Origin of the sequence: Micromonospora sp. NPDC001898 (assembly GCF_042891255.1) — a bacterium.
Lineage (GTDB): Bacteria > Actinomycetota > Actinomycetes > Mycobacteriales > Micromonosporaceae > Micromonospora.
In genome coordinates this window covers 319,637-341,707 of the sequence record NZ_JBIATC010000003.1, presented here as the reverse complement: position 1 = coordinate 341,707, position 22,071 = coordinate 319,637, and the positions used below count along the sequence as shown (strand labels likewise).

Sequence of the window (22,071 nt, the reverse complement as noted above, 5' to 3'; positions counted from 1 at the left end):
CGCCCCTTTGCTCTGCTGCCGTCACGGCAACACCGGCACCACGCGGTCGCTGCACGTCGCGGACCAGGCGGTCGCTGCACGTCGCGGACCAGGCGGTCGCTGCACGTCGCGGACCAGCACGAACGCAGGGCAGGAGTCGCCGCGACCCGCGCGTTGCAGCGGGGGCAGCAGCGCAAAGGGCCGCCACAGGTGCCGTCTGCCGTCTGCCGTCCGCCGTCCGCCGTCTGCCGTCCGCCGTCCGCCGTCCGCCGTCCGCCGACCGGCGACGACGCCGGAGCCGGCGTGGACATCAGCGCCATCCCTCCCGCCCAGCGCCACCGTTTCCCGCGGTGCCACCCGTTTGCCGCCGAGCGGAATCGGCAATCAGGGGTCATGAATACCGTGGGCGCGCCGGGGGAGGTGCGGTTCCGGCGGTCCCGTCGCAGGACGCTGCTGTACCTCGCCGCAGGAGTACTGGTCGTCATGGCGGTCGCCTGGCTGACGCGCCGCCTCTTCTTCGGCGTGGCCGGCGTCGGCCCGCCCCCGCAACTGTTGGTTCTTCTGCTCGGGGCGGTCGCCGGGTACGTCCAGGCGCAGCAGCAGATCGGCCTCCCGCTGCTGTTGACCGAGGGACAGATCGTGCTGACCCGTCCCGGTGGCGGGTCGCTCGCCATCGACCGGGACAACCTGGTGGTCGCCGAGGTACGCGGCCGGATCAGCCCGATCCTCGTGCTGGAACCGGCCGACCCGGGCCGCACCCGGCCGGCACTGAACCGCTGGGAATGGAGCCGCAGCGGCCTGTGGAGCCAGTCCCGAGCCCAGCGGCCGTACGAGATCCGGGTGCCCCTGTTCGGCCTCGCCCCGAGGGCCGGCCGGCTGCGTGCCGAACTGGCCGGCCGACGGCGTCGCACCACCACGTCCGTTGCCGAGGAAGAGGCGAACCCGGACGGGCGTCGCGGCCGGCGCTCAGCCCGCCGGGGCCGACCGAGGTCGTGACCGGCCCGCCCGCAGCGGGCCGACGAGCAACGGCCCCACGGTCAGCACCGCGCACACCACCGACATCACCAGCAGCGCCGGCTTGAGCCCGAGGAGCGCCACCGACCAGCCGCCGACCAGGCCGCCGATCGGCAGCCCGACGAAGGCCAGCGAGCCGGCGATGCCGAGCACCCGGGTCTGCAGCGCGTCCGGCACCCGTTCGTAGAGGGTCACCCCGAGCAGCGGGTTGACCGCGGCGATACCGATCCCGGACAGGAACGTCACCACCAGCACCACCACCAGGTGGTCGGTGACGGCCATGGTGAGCATCCGGGGAGCGCCGCTCATCGCGGCGCCGACGGCGAAGACCAGCGTCCGGGGCAGCCGGGGGCCGATCGTCGTGAAGACCACGTTGCCCAGCAGCGCCCCGGCGCCGAAAACGCCGAGGACCAGGCCGAAGCCGGCGGGGTCGCCGAGCACGTCGCGGATCCAGACCGGGAGCCACACGGTCGTGTTGGCCGCGGCCATCATGTTCAGCGCGGAGACCACCATCAGCATGGCCAGCAGCACCCGGTCGGTGCGCAGGTAGGCGAAGCCGGTGCGCAGCGCCCGGAAGTAGCTCTCCCGGGGCGCGGCCGACGCCTCGGTGGCCGGTGGGCGCACCAGGATCCCGACCAGCAGCGCGCAGAGCGCGAAGCTGCCCGCGTCGATCCAGATTGCCCGGGTCACCCCGACCCAGCCGATGAGCAGGCCGCCGATCACCGCCCCGAACAGGGTCACCGCGCGGGCCAGCCCGTCGTAGGCGGAGGTGAGCCGGATCAGCTCCACCCCGGCGCGCTGCGCCGCGGGCCGGAACATCACGTGCTTGACCCGGTCGCCGATGCCGCGCAGCCCGCCGGCGAATGCGACCAGGACGACCAGCGCCCCGAATCCGAGCCACGGGGTCAGCGCCACCACGGCCATCGCCGCCGCGCTCGCGGCGTCCACCACGATGGAGGTGCGCCGGACCCCGAACCGGTCGGCCCACGGCGTGGCCAGGGAGCTGGAGAGCATGTACGGCAGGAACTCCGCCGCCGCGACGATGCCCATCTTCGCCGGGCTGCCGGTGGTGGTCAGCACCAGCCACGGGATGGCGATGACCGAGATCCGGCTGCCCAGGTTGGAGATCAGGTCGGCGGCGACCAGGGTGACCAGCTCCCGCCGGGCGGCGGCCCGCCCCGGATCCCGCCCGGTGTCGGTCTTCACCGTGGGCTCGGGGGCGGCGTCGGTCGTCACGCGGGGCTGCCGACGGGGTCGGCGGGGCGACCGGCGGCGTGCCGTTCGCGCAGCGCCCGCTTGTCCACCTTCGCCGAGCGGTTCAGTGGCAGCGAGTCCACGAACTCCACCGCGCCCGGCGCCCACGTCTCGCTCAGCTCGGCGACGACCAGCTCGATCAGCTCCGCCCCGGTCACCGTCGCCCCGGGCGCCGGCACCACGTACGCGTGCGGCAGTTCGCCGGCCACCTCGTCGGGCACCCCGATCACGGCGGCGGCGCGCACCTGCGGGTGGCCCGCCAGTACGTCCTCGATCGGCCGCGAGTAGATCGGCCAGCTCCGCTGCCGGGTGAGGATCCGATCCTGGAGCCGGTCGACGAGGTAGAGGTACCCGTCGGCGTCCAGGTGGCCGATGTCGCGGGTCCGCACCCAGCCGTCGACCAGGGTCTCGGCGGTCAGCTCGGGCTGGCCGTGGTAGCCGACGAAGCTCAGCTTCGTGCGCACCCACACCTCGCCGTCGACGCCCGTCGGCAGCACCTCGCCGTCGGCGTCGCGGATCTCCACGGCCACGTCACCGTACGGCCTGCCGCAGGAACGCAGCCGCTCCGGGTGCTCCGGGTCCTCGGTCAGCCCCGGCTGGGCGGTGATCACGACGGCCTCGCTGAGGCCGTACACGATGCGCAGGCACGGGCCGAAGCGCGCGATGGCCTGCCGTAGCCGGGCGGGCGCGGCGGGCCCGGCGCCCACGTTGAACATGAACATCGCGGAGAAGTCCGCCCCGGCCAGGTCGGGGTGGTCGAGCACCTCGTAGAGCATCGGCGGGGTGACGAACGTCGAGTTGATCCGCTCCCGGCCGACGGTGTCGATGAACGCCGCCGGGTCCCACTGCGCGCGCAGGAACAGCACGCCGCCGCTGAAGAGGTTGACCAGCGTGGTGATCTGCCCGCTGGCCAGCCACATCGGGGAGTGGGACAGGTGCCGCAGCAGGGGAACCCCGCCGGCGCGGAAGCCCGCGGCCAGGGTGAGGATCTGCCGGTAGAAGCTCTCCCGGTGGTGCACCAGCTTCGGGGTGCCGGTGGTGCCGCTGGTCTGTAGGAACGACTCGGGCTCCGGCACGTCGCCGGGCAGCCCGGCCGCCGCGTCCCGGTCGGCGGCGGTCAGGTCCGGGCCCGAGCCGCCCGGCCCGAGGCAGAGCACCGGTACGCCGGTCAGCCCGGCGGCGATCTCCGCGCCCAACCCGTCGCCGGTGCGGGCGTCGTAGACGAACGCCTCGGGGCGGGACAGCCGGACGAAGTCGTCGACCTCCCGCCGGGAGGTGACGGGGGCGATCCACATCGTCCGGCAGCCCAGCAGGTGTAGGGCGAGCTGGAGCAGCGGACCCTCCACCGCGTTGCCGAGCATCACCAGCACCGCGGCGCCCGGCCGGACCCCGCCCCGGGCGAGCGCACCGGCCATCCCGCGTACCTCGGCGGCGACGTCCAGATAGGTGTATCGGCGTCCGCCGCCCACCAGCGCCTCCCGGTCGCCGAAGCCGGCGAACAGTTCCAGCGCCTCGTGGACGTAGGTGGTCGGTCGGTTGGACCCGTCAGTCATCGCCAGCCCCCATCAGCTTTTCGGCGGCGATCGGTGGCGACCCGGCGAGGCACCCGCGATGACCGGCCGCGAGCGACGTCCGGGCAGCTCACGGCCAGGACGCGGCGACGGCGGGGCGCTTCGACGACCGCACCGCCGCCGCTTCGAGCCTAGGCCGCGCGGGCCCGCCCGGCACAGGGCCGATCGGTGCCCCGCCACACCTCGACGTCAATTGATCTTGTCGATCAGGTTGATTGACGCCTGTCAGGGGCGCCGCTAGGTTTCTGGACCATCGTCCAGGCAGCTGTCGTCAGTGGACGACCCTGGGCCAACATGGAGGTTCAATGTCGACTCCGAAGAGATGGCAATTGACGAAGGCCCCTAAGAGATGGCAGATGATCGCCGCCGTGGCCACGGCACTGGTCGTGGGGGCGCCGGCCGTGGTGGCGACCGCAGGCCCGGACAACGGGGAGCGCCGCGGCGCCCCCGTGTGGGCGGGCAGTTGGGCCGCCGCGGTGACCCGGGGCAACTCGGCCGGCCTGACCAACACCGGCCTGAACAACCACAGCATCCGGATGATCGTGCACACCACCGTGGGCGGTCCCCGGCTGCGCATCCGGCTCAGCAACGTCTACGGCGAGCAGGCCGTGAAGGTCGGCCGGGCCACCGTCGCCCGGCCGGACACCGCGACCCCGACGGACCTGTCGGACGTCACCGCCGCCAGCGTCCGGGAGCTGAAGTTCAACGGCTCCGCCTCGGTCACCATGAACCGGGGCGCCGAGCTGCTCAGCGACCCGATCGACTTCCCGGTCGGTGACCAGGAGGACCTGGTCGTCACGCTGTACTTCCCGGTGCTGACCGGGCCGGTCACCTTCCACGGCCAGTCCCGGCAGACCACGTTCATCGGCGCCACCGACCTCACCGGTGCCGCCGCGGGCACCGGCTTCACCACCCGCCCCGACTGCTGCTGGATGTTCCTGTCCGGTGTGGACGTGCAGCGGCGGCAGAGCCCCGGCTCGGTGGTCGTTCTCGGCGACTCGATCGCCGACGGCAACGGCAGCTCGGTCAACTCCAACAAGCGCTGGCCGGACCTGCTCGCCGACCGGCTGATCGACGGCCGTCCCGAGGTGCGCACCCCGGGCGTGCTCAACCTCAGCCTGGCCGGCAACCGGCTCAACCACGAGGGCACGGAGCCCGGCACGGGCGGCTTCCCCGGCTACTACGAGCTGGGCCCGAACGGCCTCGCCCGGCTCAACGAGGACGTCTTCCCGCAGACCGGCGTGCAGACCGTCGTCACCCACCTGGGCATCAACGACATCTGGATGTCCGGCGACTCCGCCGAGAGCATCATCGCCTCGCTGCGGCAGATCAACCAGCAGGTCAAGGCGCGCGGCCTGACCAGCCTGGTGGGCACGCTGACCCCGTACGAGGGGCACGGCGTCGCGGGGGTGTGGACGCCGGAGAAGGAGGCCACCCGCCAGGCGGTCAACGCGTACCTGCGCGGCAGCCAGGAGTTCGACGGGGTGCTCGACTTCGACAAGGTGCTGCGCGACCCGGCGCAGCCGAGCCGGCTGCTCCCGGCGTACGACTCGGGTGACCACATCCACCCGAACGACCTGGGCAACCAGGCGATCGCCGACGCGGTGCCGCTGCGCCTGCTCGGTCTGTGACACCGGCGGGGCGGCGGGGGCGATCCCCCCGCCGCCCCGTCTGAAAATTCCTGGGGAGGAAGCACGACCGTGGACGTCCGAGAGCTGCTCGCCGGCCTGTACAGCGAACAGGGCCGGCAAGACCCGTACCCCTTCTACGCGGCCCTGCACGAGCTGGGGCCCATCCGCGAGATCCCGAACCGCGCCGCAAACAGCACCGTCGCCGCCGTCGCCGGGGGATACGACCTGGTCAGCGAGGTGCTGCGCGACCCCGAGTGGACCAAGCAGTCCCCACCGGGCTGGGAGCAGCACGAGATCCTGCGCACCTTCGAGTCCTCGATGATGTTCATCAACCCGCCGGACCACACCCGGATGCGGGCTGTGTTCGCCAAGACGTTCACCCCCCGCCGGCTGGGCGCACTGGAGCCGGTGATCGACCGGATCACCGACCGGCTGCTGGACCGGATGGCGGAGGCCGGCGCCGGTGGGGGCGAGGTCGACTTCGTGGCCGACTTCGCGTACCCGATCCCGGCGCTGGTGATGGCCGAGTTCATCGGCCTGCCCGAGGCCGACCTGTCCTGGTACCGCGAGCGGGTCGAGCGGATCGACGACTTCCTGGACGTCGCCGGGGCGACCCCGGAGCGGCTGGCCAAGGCCGACACCGCCGCCACCGAGCTGCGCGCGTACTACCGGGAGCTGATCGCCGACCGCCGCCGCACCCCCAGCGAGGACCTGGTCAGCGGCCTGGTCGAGGCGGTGGACTCCGGCGGTGTGGACCTCACCGAGGACGAGCTGATCAGCAACCTGATCGTGCTGTTCAACGCCAGCTTCGTCACCACCGTCTACATGTTCAGCAACGGCCTGCCGCTGCTGCTCGACCACCCCGAGGTGGCCGCCGCCCTGCCCGGCGACGACAAGCTGACCCTGGGCTGCGTCGACGAGGTGCTGCGGATGCAGAGCCCCGTGCACTTCCTGGCCCGGGCCGCGCCCCGGGACGCCGTCCTGAACGGCGTCCCGGTGGCCGAGGGCGAGAACGTGATGCTGCTGATCGCCGCCGCGAACCGGGACCCCGCCCGCTTCCCCGACCCCGACCGATTCGACCCGCGTCGGGGCGGCCCGCCGTCGCTGGCCTTCGGCGTCGGCCTGCACTACTGCCTCGGCGCGGCGGTGTCCCGCCTGGAGGGCCGGCTGGCCCTGCCCCGGCTGTTCACCCGCTTCCCCGAGCTGCGGATCACCCAGACGCCGGTGTACAGCGGCAGTCTGTTCCTGCGCGGCATCGACAAGCTGTTCGTCACGACCGGCGGTTAGGAGACCGGCATGCCCCTGGACCCGCAGGTGATCGCGTACCGGGCCGCCCGCGCGGCGGCCGGCGTCACACCCCTGTACACCCAGTCCCTCGCCGAGGCCCGCGCCGCCGACCTGGCCGCGATCCGGGCCGGCGGCGGCGACGTCGAGCCGGTGCACGAGGTACGCGACACAGTGGTCCCCGGCCCCGCCGGGGACCTTCCGATCCGCGTACACCGGCCGGCCGGGCCGGGCCGGCTGCCCACGCTGGTCTATTTCTTCGGCGGCGGCTGGACGCTGGGCAGCGTCGACACCGCCGACGGGATCTGCCGCCGGCTGGCCAACGCCGCCGGCTGCCAGGTGGTGACCGTCGGCTACCGGCTGGCCCCCGAGCACCCGTTCCCGGCGGCCGTGCACGACTGCCACGCCGCCGTGCGCTGGCTCGCCGGGCACGCCGACGAGTTCGGGGTCGACCCGGACCGGCTGGCCGTCGGCGGGGACAGCGCCGGCGGCAACCTCGCCGCCGCGGTCACCCTGCTGGCCCGGGACGCGGGCGGGCCGGCGCTCGCCGCCCAACTCCTGGTCTACCCGAACACCGACCAGCGCCGGCGGGACGAGCCGGCCGGCGAGCAGGACCCGCTGCTGTTCAACCGGCACTCGGTGGCCTGGTACCGGGGGCACTACCTGCCCGACCCCGCCACGGCCGAGGACCCGCTCGCCTCGCCGCTGCTCGCCGAGGACCTGACCGGCCTGCCGCCGGCCCTGGTCGTCACCGCCGAGTACGACCCGCTGCGCGACGAGGGGGAGCGGTACGCGTCCCGGCTGCGCGACGCAGGGGTGCCGGTCGAACTGGCCCGCTACGACGGGATGATCCACGGGTTCTTCGCCATGCCGGGCGCGTTCGACGCGGGCCGGCGGGCCCAGGACCGGGCCGCCGCGTTCCTGCGCGAGCGGCTCGGGACCGCCCCGGCGCTCCTCTCCGAGGCGGGGGCCGTCGATGGCTGACCCGGCCCCCGTCCCGTTCGCGGCGAGCCTCGCCGACTTCGCCGCCCTGGCCCGCGACGTACTCCCGCCCGAGGTGTACGACTTCGTGGCCGGCGGCAGCGGCACCGAGACCGCCCTCGCGGGGAACCGGGCCGCGCTGGACCGGATCGCCGTGCTGCCCCGGATGCTGCGCGGCGTCGACCGGCCCCGCACCGACGCCCCGCTGCTCGGCCGGCCGCACGCCCTGCCGGTGGTGGTGGCGCCGATGGCGTACCAGCGGCTGGTGCACCCCGACGGCGAGCCGGCGCTCGCGGCGGCGGCCCACGCGGCCGGGGTGCCGTACGTGGTGAGCACGCTGAGCAGCACCACCGTCGAGGAGATCGCGGCGGCCGGCGGCCCGGTCTGGTTCCAGCTCTACTGGCTGCGTGACCGGGGGATGGTGCGGGAGTTGGTGGACCGGGCGCACCGGGCCGGCTGCACCGCCCTCATGGTCACCGTCGACGTGCCGATCCTCGGCCCCCGGCTGCGCGACGTGCGCAACGGCTTCGCCCTGCCGCCTGAGGTGAGTGCGGCCAACCTGCCGGGCAGCCGCGACGACCTCGCGCACGCCGGCATCCCCGGCACCTCCGCCGTGGCCCGGCACACCAGCGCCGTCTTCGCCCCGGCCCTGACCTGGTCCGACGTCGACTGGCTGCGGGGGCAGACCGACCTGCCGCTGGTGGTCAAGGGGATCCTCGACCCCCGCGACGCGGTGCTCGCCGCCGACGCGGGCGCGGACGCGGTGGTGGTGTCCAACCACGGCGGGCGGCAGCTCGACGCGGCCCCGGCCGCCGTCACCATGCTGCCGGAGGTGCTGACCGCAGTGGGTGACCGGTGCGAGGTGCTCGTCGACAGCGGGATCAGCGGCGGCGTCGACGTGCTGCGCGCACTGGCGCTCGGCGCGTCGGGGGTGCTGGTCGGCCGGCCGCTGCTGTGGGCGCTGGCCGTCGCCGGGCGGGCCGGCGCAGACGCCGCATTCGCGCTGCTCGCCGCCGAGCTGCGCGACGCGCTCACCCTCGCCGGGTGCGCCGACCCGGCCGAGGCCCGCGACCTGCGGACGATCACGGGAGGCTGAACGTGGACGGTGGACGACCGGTGGAGGCGGCCATGGATGTGGACCTGGACGTCGCGGACCTGCACCCGGCGGTGAGCGATCCGGCGCTGAACTCGATGAACTTCCTCAACGAGGTGGCCCAGCGCTACCCGGCGGCGGTGTCGCTGGCCGCCGGCCGGCCGTACGAGGAGTTCTTCGACGTCGCCGACCTGCACCGGCACCTGGAGAGCTTCCGGGCGCACCTGGTCGACGACCTCGGGTACGGCCCGGAGCAGGTGCACCGCACCCTGTTCCAGTACGGCCGGACCAAGGGGGTCATCCACGACCTGGTGGCCCGCAACCTCGCCGTCGACGAGCGGATCACCGTCGACCCGGAGTCGATCGTGGTGACCGTCGGCTGCCAGGAGGCGATGCTGCTGGTGCTGCGCGCGCTGCGCGCCGACCCCCGGGACGTGCTGCTCGCGGTCGCCCCGACGTACGTGGGGCTCACCGGGGCGGCCCGGCTGGTGGACCTGCCGGTGCGCCCGGTGGCCGGTGGCCCGACCGGGATCGACCTGGCCGACCTGCGCCGGCAGGTGCGCCGGGCCCGCGCCGAGGGGCTGCGCCCGCGCGCCTGCTACGTGATGCCGGACTTCGCCAACCCGTCGGGGACCAGCATCGACCTGGCCGACCGGCGGCGGCTGCTCGACCTCGCCGCGGAGGAGGACCTGCTGCTGATCGAGGACAACCCGTACGGGCTGTTCCACGCCGACGGCGCGCAGCGGGTGCCGACGCTCAAGGCCCTGGACACCGGCCGACGGGTGGTCTACCTCGGCTCTTTCGCCAAGACCGTGCTGCCCGGGGCCCGGGTCGGCTACCTGGTGGCCGACCAGCGGGTCCGCGACTCCGACGGGACGGTGGGGCCGCTCGCCGACCAGCTCGCGAAGATCAAGAGCATGGTCACGGTGAACACCTCGGCGATCGCCCAGGCGGTGGTCGGGGGCGCGCTGCTCGCCCACGGGGGCAGCCTGGTCGCGGCGAACGTCCGGGAGCGCGCCGCGTACGCCCGCAACCTGCGCCACCTGGTGGCGGGCCTGACTCGGCGGTTCCCGGCACCCTCCCCGGTGTCCTGGAACGTCCCGGCCGGCGGGTTCTTCGCGGTGCTGACCGTCCCGTTCCCCGTCGACGACGCGCTGCTGCGCCGCTCGGCCCAGGAGTACGGCGTACTGTGGACCCCGATGGCGCACTTCTACGACGACACCGCACCGGTGGCCGCGCTGCGGTTGTCGATCAGCGCGGTCACCTGCGAGCAGATCGACGTCGGCCTGGACCGCCTCGCCGCGCTGATCGCCGACGAGTTGGCCCGGGCGGCGGCCCCGGCGGCGCTGGCCTGACCCCGCACTGTCGCCGTTCCGCCACCCCCCGTGTGTCGGCGGTCCGGATGCACCGGCCATAATGGACCGTATGGTCGCATGGGAGTACGCGCTGTTGGTCCGCCGTTACCAGGGGCAGGGACGCAATTTCCACGTCTCGTTCGTCTGGTACGGCCCGGACGGGTCCCGCACCGACATCACCGCGTACGGCGACACCGCGATCGCCCACCTCAACCGTGCCGGCCGGGACGGCTGGGAGCTGGTCTCCGCCGCCGAGGACGTGAACAACGTCCAGGGCAGCACCGAGGTCCACCGCTACCACCTCAAGCGCCCCCTCGCCTGACCCTCGCCCCCGACCCCGCCGATCACGGACTTGTGGTGGGGGAGGGCTGGTGTGAACCAGCCGTTCCGGGCACCACGCCTCCATGATCGCGGGGGCGGAGGGGCGGGTCAGCTCAGGGTGACCGAGGGGTAGAGCGGGAAGGTCGACAGGAGGTCGGTGGCCTGGCGGCTGACCTTGTCGGCCAGCGCCGGGTCGAGGACGTACTTGGCCTTCGACGGGCTGCCGTCGGCGTTCGAGGCGGAGACGGTCTGGCTGAGCACGGTGTGGATCAGCTCGGCGGTGGCGTCCATCTCGGCCACGCCCAGGCCCCGGGTGGTCAGCGCCGGGGTGCCGATCCGGATGCCCGACGTGTACCAGGCGCCGTTCGGGTCCTGCGGGACGGAGTTGCGGTTGGTGACGATGCCCGAGTCGAGCAGCGCCTGCTCGGCCTGCCGGCCGGTCAGCCCGTACCCGGAGACGTCGATCAGCACCAGGTGGTTCTCGGTGCCGCCGGTGACCAGCTTCGCGCCCCGGCTCAGCAGCCCCTCCGCGAGGGCCTGGGCGTTGTCGACGATCCGCTGGGCGTAGTCGGCGAAGTCGGGGCGGCGGGCCTCGGCCAGGGCGACCGCCTTGGCGGCCATCACGTGCGGCAGCGGGCCGCCGAGCACCATCGGGCAGCCCCGGTCCACCTGGTCGGCCAGCTCCGGGCCGCAGAGCACCATGCCGCCGCGCGGGCCGCGCAGCGACTTGTGGGTGGTGGTGGTGACGATGTGCGCGTGCGGCACCGGGTCGAAGTCCCCGGTGAAGACCTTGCCCGCCACCAGGCCGGCGAAGTGCGCCATGTCGACCATGAACGTCGCGCCGACCGAGTCGGCGATCTCCCGCATGATCCGGAAGTTCACCTTCCGCGGGTACGCCGAGTAGCCGGCGACCAGGACCATCGGCTTGAACTCGCGGGCCGCCTCGGCGACCTTGTCGTAGTCGACCAGCCCGGTCACCGGGTCGGTGCCGTAGCTGCGCTGGTCGAACATCTTGCCGGAGATGTTCGGCCGGAAGCCGTGGGTGAGGTGGCCGCCCGCGTCCAGGGACATGCCGAGCATCCGCTGGTTGCCCAGCTCCCGGCGCAGCGTGAACCAGTCCTGCTCGGTCAGGTCGTTCACGTGCCGCGCCTGGGCCTTCTTCAGAGCCGGGGACTCCACCCGGTCGGCCAGGATCGCCCAGAACGCCACCAGGTTCGCGTCGATCCCGGAGTGCGGCTGCACGTACGCGTGCGCGGCGCCGAACAGTTCCTTGGCGTGCTCGGCGGCGAGCGCCTCGACCGTGTCGACGTTCTGGCAGCCGGCGTAGAAGCGGCGGCCGACGGTGCCCTCGGCGTACTTGTCGCTGAACCAGTTGCCCATCGCCAGCAGTGTGGCGGGGGAGGCATAGTTCTCGCTGGCGATCAGCTTGAGCGACTCGCGCTGGTCGGCCAGCTCCGCCCCGATCGCGTCGGCGACCCGGGGCTCCACGGCCCGGACCACCTCAAGGGCGCTGCGGAAGGCGTTGGACTCGGCATTCGGCGACGACATGCGACCTCCTGGTGACGTGCGGAAGGCCCAGGCGCTCGGCAAACGTCCTGATGACGGGACCGCTTCCCGATGGTTTTCCATCCCCACGCGCCAGTCACGGCCCGTGCTGATCGTACCCGGTCCGCCCCCGCCGCCCCGGCCGACCTCCGTGGCCCCATCGGCGGGGGAGCGCAGAGGCGCGACGAGCGCAGGATCCGGCCGTCGCCGCCGCGCCTCCCGGCCGGGAGCCGCCTCCCGTACGATCGACGGATGGCGAAGGAAGACGGCGCGCTGCTCGCCATCAGTGACCTGCATGTGGGGTACGCGGAGAACCGCGACATCGTCGAGGGCCTACGGCCCCGCTCGCCGCGCGACTGGCTGCTGGTCGCGGGCGACGTGGGCGACACCGTGGCCGACGTCGAGTGGGCGCTCGGCGTGCTCAGCCGCCGCTTCGCCAAGGTGGTCTGGGTGCCCGGCAACCACGAGCTGTGGACGCCCCCGGCCGACCCGATCGCCCTGCGCGGCGAGGCCCGCTACCGGCACCTCGTCCAGGTCTGCCGCGGGCTGGGCGTGCTCACCCCGGAGGACCCGTACCCGGTGTGGCGGGGCCCCGGCGGGCCGGCGCTGGTGGCGCCGCTGTTCCTGCTGTACGACTACGGCTGGCGGCCCGAGGGGCTGGACACCCGGGAGGCGGCGCTCGCCGAGGCGTACGCCACCGGGATCGTCTGCACCGACGAGTTCCTGCTGCATCCGGACCCGTACCCGAGCCGGCAGGCGTGGTGCGCGGCCCGGGTGGCCGGCACCGCCCGGCGGCTCGACGCCCGCGACCCGGCCCTGCCGACGGTGCTGGTCAGCCACTGGCCGCTGGTGCGGGAGCCGACCCGGGTCCTGCGCTACCCGATCTTCGCCCAGTGGTGCGGCACCGACGCCACCGCCGACTGGCACCTGCGCTACGACGCCGTCGCGGCCGTCTACGGCCACCTGCACATCCCCCGCACCACCTGGCACGACGGGGTGCGCTTCGAGGAGGTGTCGGTGGGCTATCCCCGGGAGTGGCGCCCCCGCGCCACCCCACCCGGCCAGCTCCGTCAGATCCTCCCCCCGCCCCCCAGCACCTGACCGCCCCTCCGGCGACCCGCCCCCGCGACCTCGGACCTGGGACAGTTGCTGTCCGCCGGGGACGGCAACTGTCCAAGAACCGGCGGTGGAGATGACGGCGGGGCCCGGCCGTCAGGCCGGGCCCCGGGTCGGGGTGGTGCGCGTTCAGGCGGTGACCGCGTCGACGGCCTTCTTGACCGCCTTCGGCTCGGTCGGGCTGCGCGGCGCGTCGGGGCGCAGCGCGATCATCCGCTCGCCGATCTCCTGCAACTGCTTGCGGCCGAGCGCCTCCCGCACCTTCGGGAACCACTCCTGCTCCTCCTCCTCGACGTGGTGCTGCACGTTCTCGATCAGCACCGTCGTCTTGGCGTTGAAGTGGCTGTCGCCGGCGTCCATGGCGGCCAGCTCGGCGCAGAGCAGGTCGGCGACGTGGTGCTCCTCGTACGACTCGAGGATGTCGTCCTCCAGGTCCGGCAGCAGCTTGCGGACCTCCGGGTACATCACCTCGTTCTCCAGGTAGGTGTGCACCGTGAGGGCCTCCAGGATCTGCCCGACCAGCTTCTGCCGCTGGCTCGCCGGGCCGTCCTCGGCATCCTGGAACGCCTTGAACAGGCGGCGCATCTCCTTGTGGTCCTCTTTCAACAGGACGATGGCATCGGTGGACACCCGTGACCTCCTCGGTTGCTGGTGATCCCTCCGTACCCGTGAGGTGAGCTGCGGAAACAGCAGTCACCCGGTCGGGCGGCCGTCTCCCGGGCGGGCGACGCGGGCGGGTCGGCTCCGCGTCAGGCCCCCAGCTCCCGGACGTGCCGCAGCCCGGGACGCCCGTCGAGCAGCACCTCGCCGGCCGGGACGAAACCGGTGCGCCGGAGCACCCCGAGCGACCCGGCATTGTCCAGCGCGGCCGACGCCACCAGCCGGCGCAGCCCGTACCCGGCGTGGGCCAGCTCGACCACGCGGCGCACGCCGTCCGTCGCCACGCCCCGCCCGGCCGCCCGCTCGGCCACCCGGAAGCCCAGCTCCGCGCCGCCGTCGGCGACGTCGACCAGGTTGAACCGGCCCAGCACGACCCCGTCCTCGTCGACCAGGACGTGGAAGTGGCACAGGCCGGCGGCCTGCTCCGCGAGCAGGTCCGCGTGCCGCGCGGCGAAGCCGGCGAAGTAGGCGTCGCCCCGGTCCGGCACGGACCGGGCGAAGTACGCCCGGTTCTCCCGCTCGAAGCGGAGCAGCGCGGTGGCGTGCTGGACGTCGAGCCGCTGGAGTCCGGTCACCCGCGCGACCCTAGCAACCTGCCGTCCGGGCCGGCCGACGCGACCCGGGGCGGCTGTGCCGGCGAAACCTCCGCCCCGGACGGTACGGCCCTGGGCTCAGAGCGGCCCGAGGACCGCCACGCTGGTGGCGGAGAGATGATCGCATCTATCCGGGTGGGGCTCACCACCGCGCCGTCCCGCAGCTCGTCGGCGTAGGCGGCGACGATGTCCAGCAGCGCATCCGCCTGCGTCCCGAGCTGCTCCCTGGCCTCGACCGTGACGGTCGCCGAGCCGATCCGGCGGGAGAACTCGCGGAGCGGTGCCCGCCCGGGCGCGGATCCTGCTGCGGGCGTCATCCCGCGAACTTCTCGGCGGGCGTACGCTGCCCGGACCGGAACAGTTCGAGCGCCTGGTGCGGCGGCACGGCGGACGGCGCGAACAGCACGCTCCCGTCGTGCGCGACGTAGATCGACCCGCCGCCCCGGACCGGGCGGACGACGAGCACCGCGTCGTCCTCCGGCAGCAGGTGGTGAACGAGTTCGGCGCCCGGCGCGATCCGGCCGAACAGTTCGGTGCCCCGCTCGATCAGGCGCTGCGGCAGTTGCGCACGCCCCTGCGCCAGGCGCTGACGCAGCCACGGCGGCTGGTGCGTCTCCTCGCGGGGAAAGCACCGCTGCTCCGCCACGTACGCGGTGGGGTCGACGGGTTCCGACCACCACACCGGCTCGTCGTCTCGGTCGAACCGCATCGTCTCGTCGCCCGCTGACGTCACGGTCAGCTCCACGCTGAACCACGTGCCCAGGCCCGGCCGGTAGGAGGCCCGCCGCGATGCGTGGAGCGCGTCGCGGAGCGCGGGAGCGTCCGGGCGGTGAATCTCCTCGCGCCGCTCGCCCCACGCCGCCCACCACCGGCAGCAGTCGACCGTCGCCAGGACGCCGGCGCGCATCGTGAGGCGGTCCGCTCCCGCCGGCAGCTCGCGGCGCACCAACCGTACGATCTCCCGCGCCGCCGCCCGCTGCTCCTCGGCGTCGGTAGGGGCGGTGCTGCCGGGCGGCGGCGCGTCCGGTGCCGCCCCGGTGCCGCCGAACCGCCGCACGATCGATTCCTCCGACAGGTCGGCGTACCTGGCGAACCGCACGGCCCTGCCACGCCACGGGCCGGGCGGGAAGCTGACGGACTGCCCGCCGGACGCCTCGGTCCAGGACAGCACGAGCCCCGCCGGCCCGAGGTCGGTCAACGTGAACCCGTCCCGAAGCGGCTCGTCCGGGGACGGCCCTCGCTGTCCCCGTTCCACGGTGGCCCGCACCCAGCCGCCGATCTCCCCGATCACGTAGCGGCGCGCGACCGCCAGCGACCCGGCGGACATCTGGGGGTGCCACGCCCCGCTGCGGTCCCGCTTCTCCACCACGAAACCGCCGTCCCGCTCGACGATCCTGAGCAGGGTCTCCGCATCACCGACCTGAAGCAACGCGTCGCGCGCCGGCCATACCGTGACCCGCGCCGGCTTGCCGAAGGCGCGCAACCGGTCGTCGTCAAGGTGTCCGATCATGGCGCAGACCCTTCCCCGACCACCGGGTCCTGTCAACGAGCGCAGTCATTACCTTGGAGCAGGTCGATGTCGACTCGGGCAGTGGAGCGCGCTGGCGTGGCGCTCATCGCCTCACCGCATGGAAGTGTGGCGTCACTTTCTGGCATCCGTCGAGGTGTACCGTCCGAAGTGGCGGCTCCGCTTGGTGTAGCGGCCGACGAGCTGCCGCCCAGACCGCTACCTGGGAGGGATTCACGTGGAGCCGACCATCGGTGAGCACCTGGCCCGCATTCGTCGTCAGTCGACCTTGACGCAGGAGCAGCTTGCGGAGAAGGCGGGCGTCGATGTGGGAGTCGTCAGGAAGCTCGAACAGGGCACGCGTCAGAGCGCCCGCATTCCCACTCTCCGGAAGCTCGCGTATGCGCTTGGCGTGCCAACCACTGCTCTCATGGGTGACGCATCCCGGGCGGCGGCACTTGGCGAGCCCGACAGCCGTCCGCTCTCTCTGGCGGAGATCCGTCGCGCGGTTGCGCCGGTGCGCGGGCTTGCTGGTGCCGAGTTGACGAAGCCGACCAGTGGCGAACCGCCCACGCTTGACGTGCTTGAGGGCAGGCTCCGAGTCTGCGACCGGTCGTATCACGCCAACGACTTCGCCTCGGCGCTGGCGATGCTGCCCTCGCTGCTGGTTGACGCTCGGCTTGCGGCAGCGGTGGCGGACGGCGCATCCCGGACGAACCTGTACCGGCTGCTCGCCCGCGTTCAGCACCTCACCGGCAACCTGTTGATCCAACTCCGTGCCGGAGACCTGGCGCAGACCGCGCTCGCGGGCGCGCTCGACGCCGCCAACAAGGCCGGTGACCAGGTGGTAGGGGCAACTGTCATCCAGGGCATGTGCTGGTTGTTGCTGCGTCAGGGGCGCTTGGCTGAGGCTGCCGAGTTGACCGTTTCGACCGCCGATGCGATCGAGCCGAAGTTCAGTCGGGCGACCCCGGGGGAGCTGGCCGCGTGGGGTTGGCTGCTGATGGGCGCTGCCGCCGCGTACGCCCGGGACAATCAGCCCGACCTGGCGTCTGATCTGACCGAGGCCGCAGCGGCGGCGGCGGTCAGGATCGGTGAGCGGACCTTGGAGCCGGGGCACCTGATGATGGTCAAGGGCTTCGATCCTGGACGGGTGCAGATGCAGCGGGTCGAGGCGGCGGCAGTGGCCGGAGCCCCGGGCCGGGTGCTGGAACTGTCTGCGCTCGTGCCCCCGGGGCCGACGGTGGTGGCGTCGAGTTGGCAGCGGCACCGCCTAGACGTTGCCTGGGCGTACGCGGAGACGCGCCAGTACGGGCAGGCGACTGACGTGCTACTCGATCTGCGAAAGAACGCCCCGGCATGGTTGCGCCAGCAGCGGTACGCGCGGGACATCGTGCGGTCCATCGCCGAGCAGCGCCGTCGAGCGATGTCGCAGGAATTGGCGGATCTTGCATCGCTTGTCGGCGCGTAGCTGGTACAAGCCGTGCCAGTTGGATCAATTACTACTGTTGGTAGCCCTGTCCGCACCTGGCGCATCGATCATCCGATCGTGAGCATTGAACTACGGGGCGCGTTCAGTGGGAAAATCCAGCGGCAGCGGGATGGTTGCCATCGCGCCCGTCGTCCGGGCGCGGCGGTGGCGGTCCTTCCACGAGCTTGCCGTCGCGCCCCTGCCAACGGAGGTGGGGATGCAGGTGCACGGTGACGATCCGGTGCCGAGCCGGGGTGAGCAGGCCGAGGCCGCCGAGCGGGAGGCGGCGAGGCAACGGCTGTTGGCGCAGGCCGAGGCGGACCGGATTCCGGTGGACGACACCACCAGGGCGGTGCCGGACCGGCGGTGGCGTCGTGACCAGCGATGACCTGCCGATAGGCCGGCGGGTCGCGCGGTGGCGGGCCCAACGCGGGATGACCCAGCAGATGCTCGCCGATCGGCTGGGCAAGTCGAAGAGTTGGGTGGACAAGGTCGAGCGGGGCGTCCGCGCGCTCGACCGGTTCTCCATCGTCCAGGATGTCGCCGAGGTCCTCCGGGTGGACACGTCGGTGCTGGTCGACGGGGGTGCTCGGCCGGCGGGGACGGCCGGTGCCGTCGAAGGGCTGGACGGGCTGCGGGCGGCGCTGGCCCGCTACGACACTTGCCTGCCCGGCCCCCGGCCGTCGACGGGTGAGCTGCGCCGCCGGGTGGAGCACGCCTGGTCGACGTACCAGCACGCGGGCTATCCGCAGTTGGTGCGGGCGCTTCCGGGCCTGCTCGGCGACGCCCAGCGCGCCCGCGCTGCCGCCCCGGCGGGCGACGGGGCGGACCTGCTGGTGCAGGTGTACCGGCTCACCGCGTCGGTGCTGGTGAAGCTCGGTGAGGCCGACGTGGCGTGGCTGGCCGCCGACCGGGCGATGGCGCTGGCGGCCGATGATCCGCTGCTGGCGGCGGTCGCCGCCATCCCGCTCGGGCAGGCGCTGCGCGCGTCGGGGCGGGGCGGGCTGGCGGTGGCGGCGACGCTCGCCGCCGCGCACCGGATCGCGTCCCCGGCGTCGTACGAGGGCCCGCCGCAGGAACTTGCCCTGTGCGGGACGCTGCTGGTGGAGGCCGCCCTTGCCGCCGCATCGAGCGGCGACGCGCGCGGCGCGGGGGAGTTGGCCGACCGGGCGGCCGAGGTCGCCGAGCGGGTCGGCGACGGCCACGACCACCACCGGACCAGCTTCGGGCCCACGGCCGTCGAGTTGGCCCGGGTGGCGGTGGCGGTCGCTCTGGGCGACGGCGGCGGGGCCGTCAGCCGGCACGAGCGGGCCACCGGCCGGAGCACGTGGGGGCGGTTGCCGGTGGAGCACCGGGCCGCGCACCTGGTCGACGCCGCGCGGGCGTACCTGCACGTCGGTGACCTGCTGCGGGCGGGCCGCGCACTGGTCGACGCCGACCGGACCGCGCCGGCCGAGGTCCGGTGCCGGCCGCTGGCGCGTACGGTGATCGCCGACCTGGCGCGCGGCGGCCCGACGCCGGCCGACGTGGCGCACCTGGCGATGGTGGTCGGGCTGGCCCGGTGACCGCACGGGTGGGGCCCGGCACGCACGCGCCGGGCCCCACCACTGGTCGTGCGGTCAGCCGGTCACTTCACCACGTTGTACGCGTTGACCATGCCCGAGCCGTAGAACGCGTTGTAGTACTTCCCGCCGGTGCAGGTCGAGTCGTACGCGTGCGGGCCGGCCGCGATCAGCGGCACCGGGTTGTACACCGCGCCCGCCGGGCAGGCCTGTGCCACCGCCGTGAGCTGCAGGAAGAGCGTCAGCTGTAGCGGCCCCATCCTCGGGTGGGCCGACAGCGCCAGGGCGGCGACGCCGGTCGCGTGCGGGGAGGACATCGAGGTGCCCTGCTTGTAGCCCCAGCCGTTGGTCCGGGTGGCGGTGTTGAAGGTGGTGGACAGGATGCCGTCGGTGATGGTCGACTGCGCGCCCTGGGTGCGGAACCGGGTGTCGCCGCCCGGGGCCGTCACCTCGACGACGCCCTTGCCGTACGACGAGTAGTAGCTCTTCTGACCGGTCGGTCCGACCGCCGACACCGTCACCACGCCCGGCACCTCGGCCGGCAGTACGCGGCACTCGTTGCCCAGGTCCGGACGCGTCTCGGGGGTGCCGTTGTTCGGGCTGCCGTCGTCGGTGATCTTGCCGGCGAGGTCCCAGTTCGAGTTACCCGCGGACGCCACGTTCAGCACGCCCTTGCTCTGCGAGTAGCGGATGGCCCGGTGGATCGCGGTCCACGCCGGACGCTGACGCGGGTCGTTGCGGCAGTTCAGCTCCCACGGGTCGACGAAGTAGCTGTTGTTGGTGAGCTGCATGCCGTGATCGGCGGCCCAGACGAACCCGCAGACCGCGGACTCCGGGAAGATGAAGCCGTCGTCGTTGACCACCTTGACCGCGGCGACCTTGACGCCCGGGGCGATACCGGTGACGCCGACACCGTTGACGGCGGCGGCGATGGTGCCGGCGACGTGGGTGCCGTGGTCGGAGGAGGTCGGGTTCCAGGACGCCTCGGTGGTGTCGGGGACACCGCCGACGCAGGACGCGCTCTTGTCCTTGGCGATCTGGCCGGCCAGGTCGGGGTGGCTGCTGGAGATGCCGCTGTCCAGCACACCGACGACCACGCTCGGGCGGCCGTTGTTGACCGCGTGGGCCTGCGGAACGCCGATCATCGGCATGTCCCACTGCTGGCCGTACATCGGCTCGGCGGTCGGGTCGCCCGTGGAGTTGACGACGTCGGCCGCCGGGACCTCCACGGTCTCGCCCTCTTCGAGGGCGGTGCCGAGGCCGGCGGTGGAGGCCGCCGCCTCGACGCCGGCGCCCTTCACGTCCGTGACGAAGTTCGGGTTGGTGGATCGGGCGACGATCACGCCGATCTGGTCGTAGCGGGCCACCACCGTGCCGTTGGCGGCGGCCACCCGGGCGGCAGCCCTGTCGGCCTTGCCACCCAGCGGGGCGACGACGAGGTAGGTGGCGTCCGGGCCGGCGGCTGCGGCCGGGGTCAGTCCGCCGGTGAGGGCGAGACCGACGCCGAGCGTCACGGAGGACGCGGCGGCCAGGGTCTTTCGACGGAGGTTCTTCACACAGGCTCCCAGGGGGCTGTATCCGGCCGGCTCGCGCCCCTGGTGGAGGCGCGGCTCGGCGGGAAGCGGACGGGGCGCCCGCTTCCGATGCACAGCGTAGGAATTCGTCGCGGCCGTTACAAACCTCCGTCCGGACAGACAGGGACTGTCAGACGGTGGCAATGCGGGCCGTCCGGAGCGGGCGCGGCCGTGGCCGGAGCTCTGCCCGGCCGAATTGGACAGGGGGACAGCGCCGAGGGGTGCCGACCGGCAGAATGTCCCCGGCGTCGCCGGGGTCCCGGCGACGGGGTGTCGGTGCGACGCCGGCAACCGGCCGGCTGGAGGAGGCGGCGAGCGATGACGGTGGTCAGGGGTCTGCGGGAGGCTCTCGTGCTGTTCGTCATCGCGCTCGTGGCGGTGGCCGTCGCGGTGGGCGTGTGGACGGTGGTCGGCGGCGGTGACTTCGTCTTCCGGTTCGGTGTCGCGCTCATCGTGGTCGGCACCCTGCTCGGGCTGACCGGCGACCTGACCCTGAGCCGGATCGGCATGCTGCCGGCCCGGGCGACGTTCGGGCTCGCCCCGGAGCGCGAGGACGCGGGCGGCGGCCGGGTGCTCACCGGGGTCGGCATCTTCCTGTTCGTCTCACTGCCGCTGATGGTCGTCGGCGTGACGGTGCTGGCCTGACCGTCCACACTGTCCTCCCGCGACGCGGCGGCCCCAGGCTCGGCTACGCTGATCGGACAACAGCGGCAGTCGAGGAGTTTTCGTGTCAGAGGCCGGCTACGTCGGGTTCCGTGACGGCGAACGGGCGGAGCGTATCGACACCTCGGTGGCGCACAACGCCCGGGTGTGGAACTACTGGCTCGGCGGTAAGGACAACTTCGAGCCGGACCGCCGGGTCGGCGAGCACATCCACACCATGTTCCCCGTCATCGGGGAGGTCGCCCGGGCCGACCGGCGCTTCCTCGCCCGCGCGGTGCGGCACCTGGCCGGCGAGGCGGGTGTCCGGCAGTTCCTCGACGTCGGCACCGGCCTGCCCAGCGCCGACAACACCCACCAGGTCGCGCAGGCCGTCGCCCCCGATGCCCGGATCGTCTACGTCGACAACGACCCGATGGTGCTGGTGCACGCCCGGGCCCTGCTGACCAGCTCCGCCGAGGGTGCCACCGACTATCTGGAGGCCGACGTCCACGACCCGGCGTCGGTCCTGGCCGGCGCCGCCCGGACACTGGACCTGGACCGGCCGGTGGCGGTGATGATGCTGGGCATCCTCAACTTCGTGCTCGACACCGACGAGGCCGTGGCGATAGTCCGCCGGCTGATGGACGAGATGCCGTCGGGCAGCTTCCTGGCGCTCACCCATCCGACCGTCGAGCTGGGTGGCGAGGCGAACGTGCCGGCCATGAAGTTCTGGAACGAGAACGCCGCCCCGCCGATCCGGTCCCGCACCGCAGCCGAGATCGGCCGGTTCCTCGACGGCCTGGAACTGCTCGACCCGGGCCTGGTGTCGTGCGCGCGGTGGCGGCCGGCCGACGGGGAGGAGCCGGTCACCGTCCCGCAGTACGGCTGCGTGGCCCGCAAGCCCTGACCGTCGGCGCC

General features: G+C 73.3%; 21 protein-coding genes and 1 riboswitch. Of the genes, 13 read left to right on the top strand and 8 right to left on the bottom strand.

The features are described from left to right. The first annotated feature begins 372 nt into the window (after positions 1-372). Positions 373-975 carry a hypothetical protein gene (locus ACFYZF_RS09390; protein WP_387017562.1) on the top strand — a complete coding sequence of 201 codons (603 nt, stop codon included), beginning with the start codon at positions 373-375 and terminating at the stop codon, positions 973-975. On the opposite strand, the gene ACFYZF_RS09385 is transcribed toward ACFYZF_RS09390, so the two are convergent. Together ACFYZF_RS09385 and ACFYZF_RS09380 are read right to left on the bottom strand one after the other, a co-directional pair. Then, complete coding sequence (locus ACFYZF_RS09385; RefSeq protein WP_387018393.1) at positions 946-2,199, bottom strand: MFS transporter; 1,254 nt, start codon at positions 2,197-2,199, stop codon at positions 946-948. The genes ACFYZF_RS09390 and ACFYZF_RS09385 overlap by 30 nt on opposite strands. Positions 2,200-2,225: 26 nt before the next feature. Then, positions 2,226-3,800: an AMP-binding protein gene (locus ACFYZF_RS09380; RefSeq protein WP_387017560.1), complete on the bottom strand. Its 1,575-nt coding sequence runs from the start codon at positions 3,798-3,800 to the stop codon at positions 2,226-2,228. Positions 3,801-4,177: 377 nt separating this feature from the next. Here ACFYZF_RS09380 and ACFYZF_RS09375 point away from each other — a divergent pair, with 377 nt between their 5' ends. The 6 genes from ACFYZF_RS09375 (at position 4,178) to ACFYZF_RS09350 (ending at position 10,484) form a co-directional block, all read left to right on the top strand. Next, positions 4,178-5,449 carry an SGNH/GDSL hydrolase family protein gene (locus ACFYZF_RS09375; RefSeq protein ID WP_387018390.1) on the top strand — a complete coding sequence of 424 codons (1,272 nt, stop codon included), beginning with the start codon at positions 4,178-4,180 and terminating at the stop codon, positions 5,447-5,449. A gap of 69 nt (positions 5,450-5,518) precedes the next feature. Next, positions 5,519-6,736, top strand: a complete 1,218-nt coding sequence (locus ACFYZF_RS09370) for a cytochrome P450 (protein ID WP_387017559.1) — start codon at positions 5,519-5,521, stop codon at positions 6,734-6,736. Between the two features lie 9 nt (positions 6,737-6,745). After that, on the top strand, positions 6,746-7,717 hold the full coding sequence (locus ACFYZF_RS09365; protein WP_387017557.1) for an alpha/beta hydrolase: 972 nt from the start codon (positions 6,746-6,748) through the stop codon (positions 7,715-7,717). Then, the gene (locus ACFYZF_RS09360) at positions 7,710-8,810 is read left to right on the top strand and encodes an alpha-hydroxy acid oxidase (RefSeq protein WP_387017555.1); all 1,101 of its coding nucleotides are present in this window, start codon (positions 7,710-7,712) and stop codon (positions 8,808-8,810) included. The genes ACFYZF_RS09365 and ACFYZF_RS09360 overlap by 8 nt, the downstream gene beginning before the upstream one ends. After that, positions 8,759-10,162 carry a PLP-dependent aminotransferase family protein gene (locus ACFYZF_RS09355; RefSeq protein ID WP_387017553.1) on the top strand — a complete coding sequence of 468 codons (1,404 nt, stop codon included), beginning with the start codon at positions 8,759-8,761 and terminating at the stop codon, positions 10,160-10,162. Before ACFYZF_RS09360 ends, ACFYZF_RS09355 begins: the two co-directional genes overlap by 52 nt. A 61-nt stretch (positions 10,163-10,223) precedes the next feature. Further along, positions 10,224-10,484: a hypothetical protein gene (locus tag ACFYZF_RS09350; RefSeq protein WP_350887997.1), complete on the top strand. Its 261-nt coding sequence runs from the start codon at positions 10,224-10,226 to the stop codon at positions 10,482-10,484. A gap of 107 nt (positions 10,485-10,591) precedes the next feature. Here the strand turns inward: ACFYZF_RS09350 and ACFYZF_RS09345 are convergent, their stop codons facing one another. Next, positions 10,592-12,031: a glycine hydroxymethyltransferase gene (locus tag ACFYZF_RS09345; RefSeq protein WP_387017551.1), complete on the bottom strand. Its 1,440-nt coding sequence runs from the start codon at positions 12,029-12,031 to the stop codon at positions 10,592-10,594. Positions 12,032-12,049: 18 nt separating this feature from the next. Further along, a riboswitch (ZMP/ZTP riboswitch) is annotated at positions 12,050-12,139 on the bottom strand. 141 nt (positions 12,140-12,280) lie between these two features. Here ACFYZF_RS09345 and ACFYZF_RS09340 point away from each other — a divergent pair. Continuing rightward, positions 12,281-13,129 (top strand): metallophosphoesterase family protein, encoded by an 849-nt coding sequence (locus ACFYZF_RS09340; protein WP_387017549.1) that lies wholly within the window; start codon positions 12,281-12,283, stop codon positions 13,127-13,129. Positions 13,130-13,273: 144 nt separating this feature from the next. On the opposite strand, the gene ACFYZF_RS09335 is transcribed toward ACFYZF_RS09340, so the two are convergent. The 4 genes from ACFYZF_RS09335 to ACFYZF_RS09320 all read right to left on the bottom strand — a co-directional run bounded on the left by ACFYZF_RS09335 (position 13,274) and on the right by ACFYZF_RS09320 (position 15,907). Beyond that, positions 13,274-13,774: a hemerythrin domain-containing protein gene (locus ACFYZF_RS09335; protein ID WP_387017547.1), complete on the bottom strand. Its 501-nt coding sequence runs from the start codon at positions 13,772-13,774 to the stop codon at positions 13,274-13,276. Positions 13,775-13,893: 119 nt separating this feature from the next. After that, the gene (locus tag ACFYZF_RS09330) at positions 13,894-14,379 is read right to left on the bottom strand and encodes a GNAT family N-acetyltransferase (RefSeq protein WP_387017545.1); all 486 of its coding nucleotides are present in this window, start codon (positions 14,377-14,379) and stop codon (positions 13,894-13,896) included. Beyond that, positions 14,376-14,714 (bottom strand): hypothetical protein, encoded by a 339-nt coding sequence (locus ACFYZF_RS09325; RefSeq protein ID WP_387017543.1) that lies wholly within the window; start codon positions 14,712-14,714, stop codon positions 14,376-14,378. Before ACFYZF_RS09325 ends, ACFYZF_RS09330 begins: the two co-directional genes overlap by 4 nt. Then, positions 14,711-15,907 carry a hypothetical protein gene (locus ACFYZF_RS09320; RefSeq protein WP_387017542.1) on the bottom strand — a complete coding sequence of 399 codons (1,197 nt, stop codon included), beginning with the start codon at positions 15,905-15,907 and terminating at the stop codon, positions 14,711-14,713. The genes ACFYZF_RS09325 and ACFYZF_RS09320 overlap by 4 nt, the downstream gene beginning before the upstream one ends. 235 nt (positions 15,908-16,142) lie before the next feature. Here ACFYZF_RS09320 and ACFYZF_RS09315 point away from each other — a divergent pair, with 235 nt between their 5' ends. From ACFYZF_RS09315 to ACFYZF_RS09305, 3 genes are all read left to right on the top strand, one after another. After that, positions 16,143-17,375 (top strand): helix-turn-helix domain-containing protein, encoded by a 1,233-nt coding sequence (locus ACFYZF_RS09315; RefSeq protein WP_387017540.1) that lies wholly within the window; start codon positions 16,143-16,145, stop codon positions 17,373-17,375. A 217-nt stretch (positions 17,376-17,592) separates the two neighbouring features. Next, entirely contained in the window at positions 17,593-17,763 is a 171-nt protein-coding gene (locus ACFYZF_RS09310; protein WP_387017538.1) for a hypothetical protein, read from the top strand. Positions 17,764-17,809: 46 nt separating this feature from the next. Continuing rightward, the gene (locus ACFYZF_RS09305) at positions 17,810-18,940 is read left to right on the top strand and encodes a helix-turn-helix domain-containing protein (RefSeq protein WP_387018388.1); all 1,131 of its coding nucleotides are present in this window, start codon (positions 17,810-17,812) and stop codon (positions 18,938-18,940) included. A 62-nt stretch (positions 18,941-19,002) separates the two neighbouring features. On the opposite strand, the gene ACFYZF_RS09300 is transcribed toward ACFYZF_RS09305, so the two are convergent. Continuing rightward, positions 19,003-20,493, bottom strand: a complete 1,491-nt coding sequence (locus tag ACFYZF_RS09300; RefSeq protein ID WP_387017536.1) for a S8 family serine peptidase — start codon at positions 20,491-20,493, stop codon at positions 19,003-19,005. A gap of 336 nt (positions 20,494-20,829) precedes the next feature. Here ACFYZF_RS09300 and ACFYZF_RS09295 point away from each other — a divergent pair, with 336 nt between their 5' ends. Both ACFYZF_RS09295 and ACFYZF_RS09290 read left to right on the top strand, forming a co-directional pair. Next, entirely contained in the window at positions 20,830-21,156 is a 327-nt protein-coding gene (locus ACFYZF_RS09295; RefSeq protein WP_387017534.1) for a hypothetical protein, read from the top strand. 82 nt (positions 21,157-21,238) lie between these two features. Then, on the top strand, positions 21,239-22,060 hold the full coding sequence (locus ACFYZF_RS09290) for an SAM-dependent methyltransferase (RefSeq protein ID WP_387017533.1): 822 nt from the start codon (positions 21,239-21,241) through the stop codon (positions 22,058-22,060). Positions 22,061-22,071 lie beyond the last annotated feature (11 nt).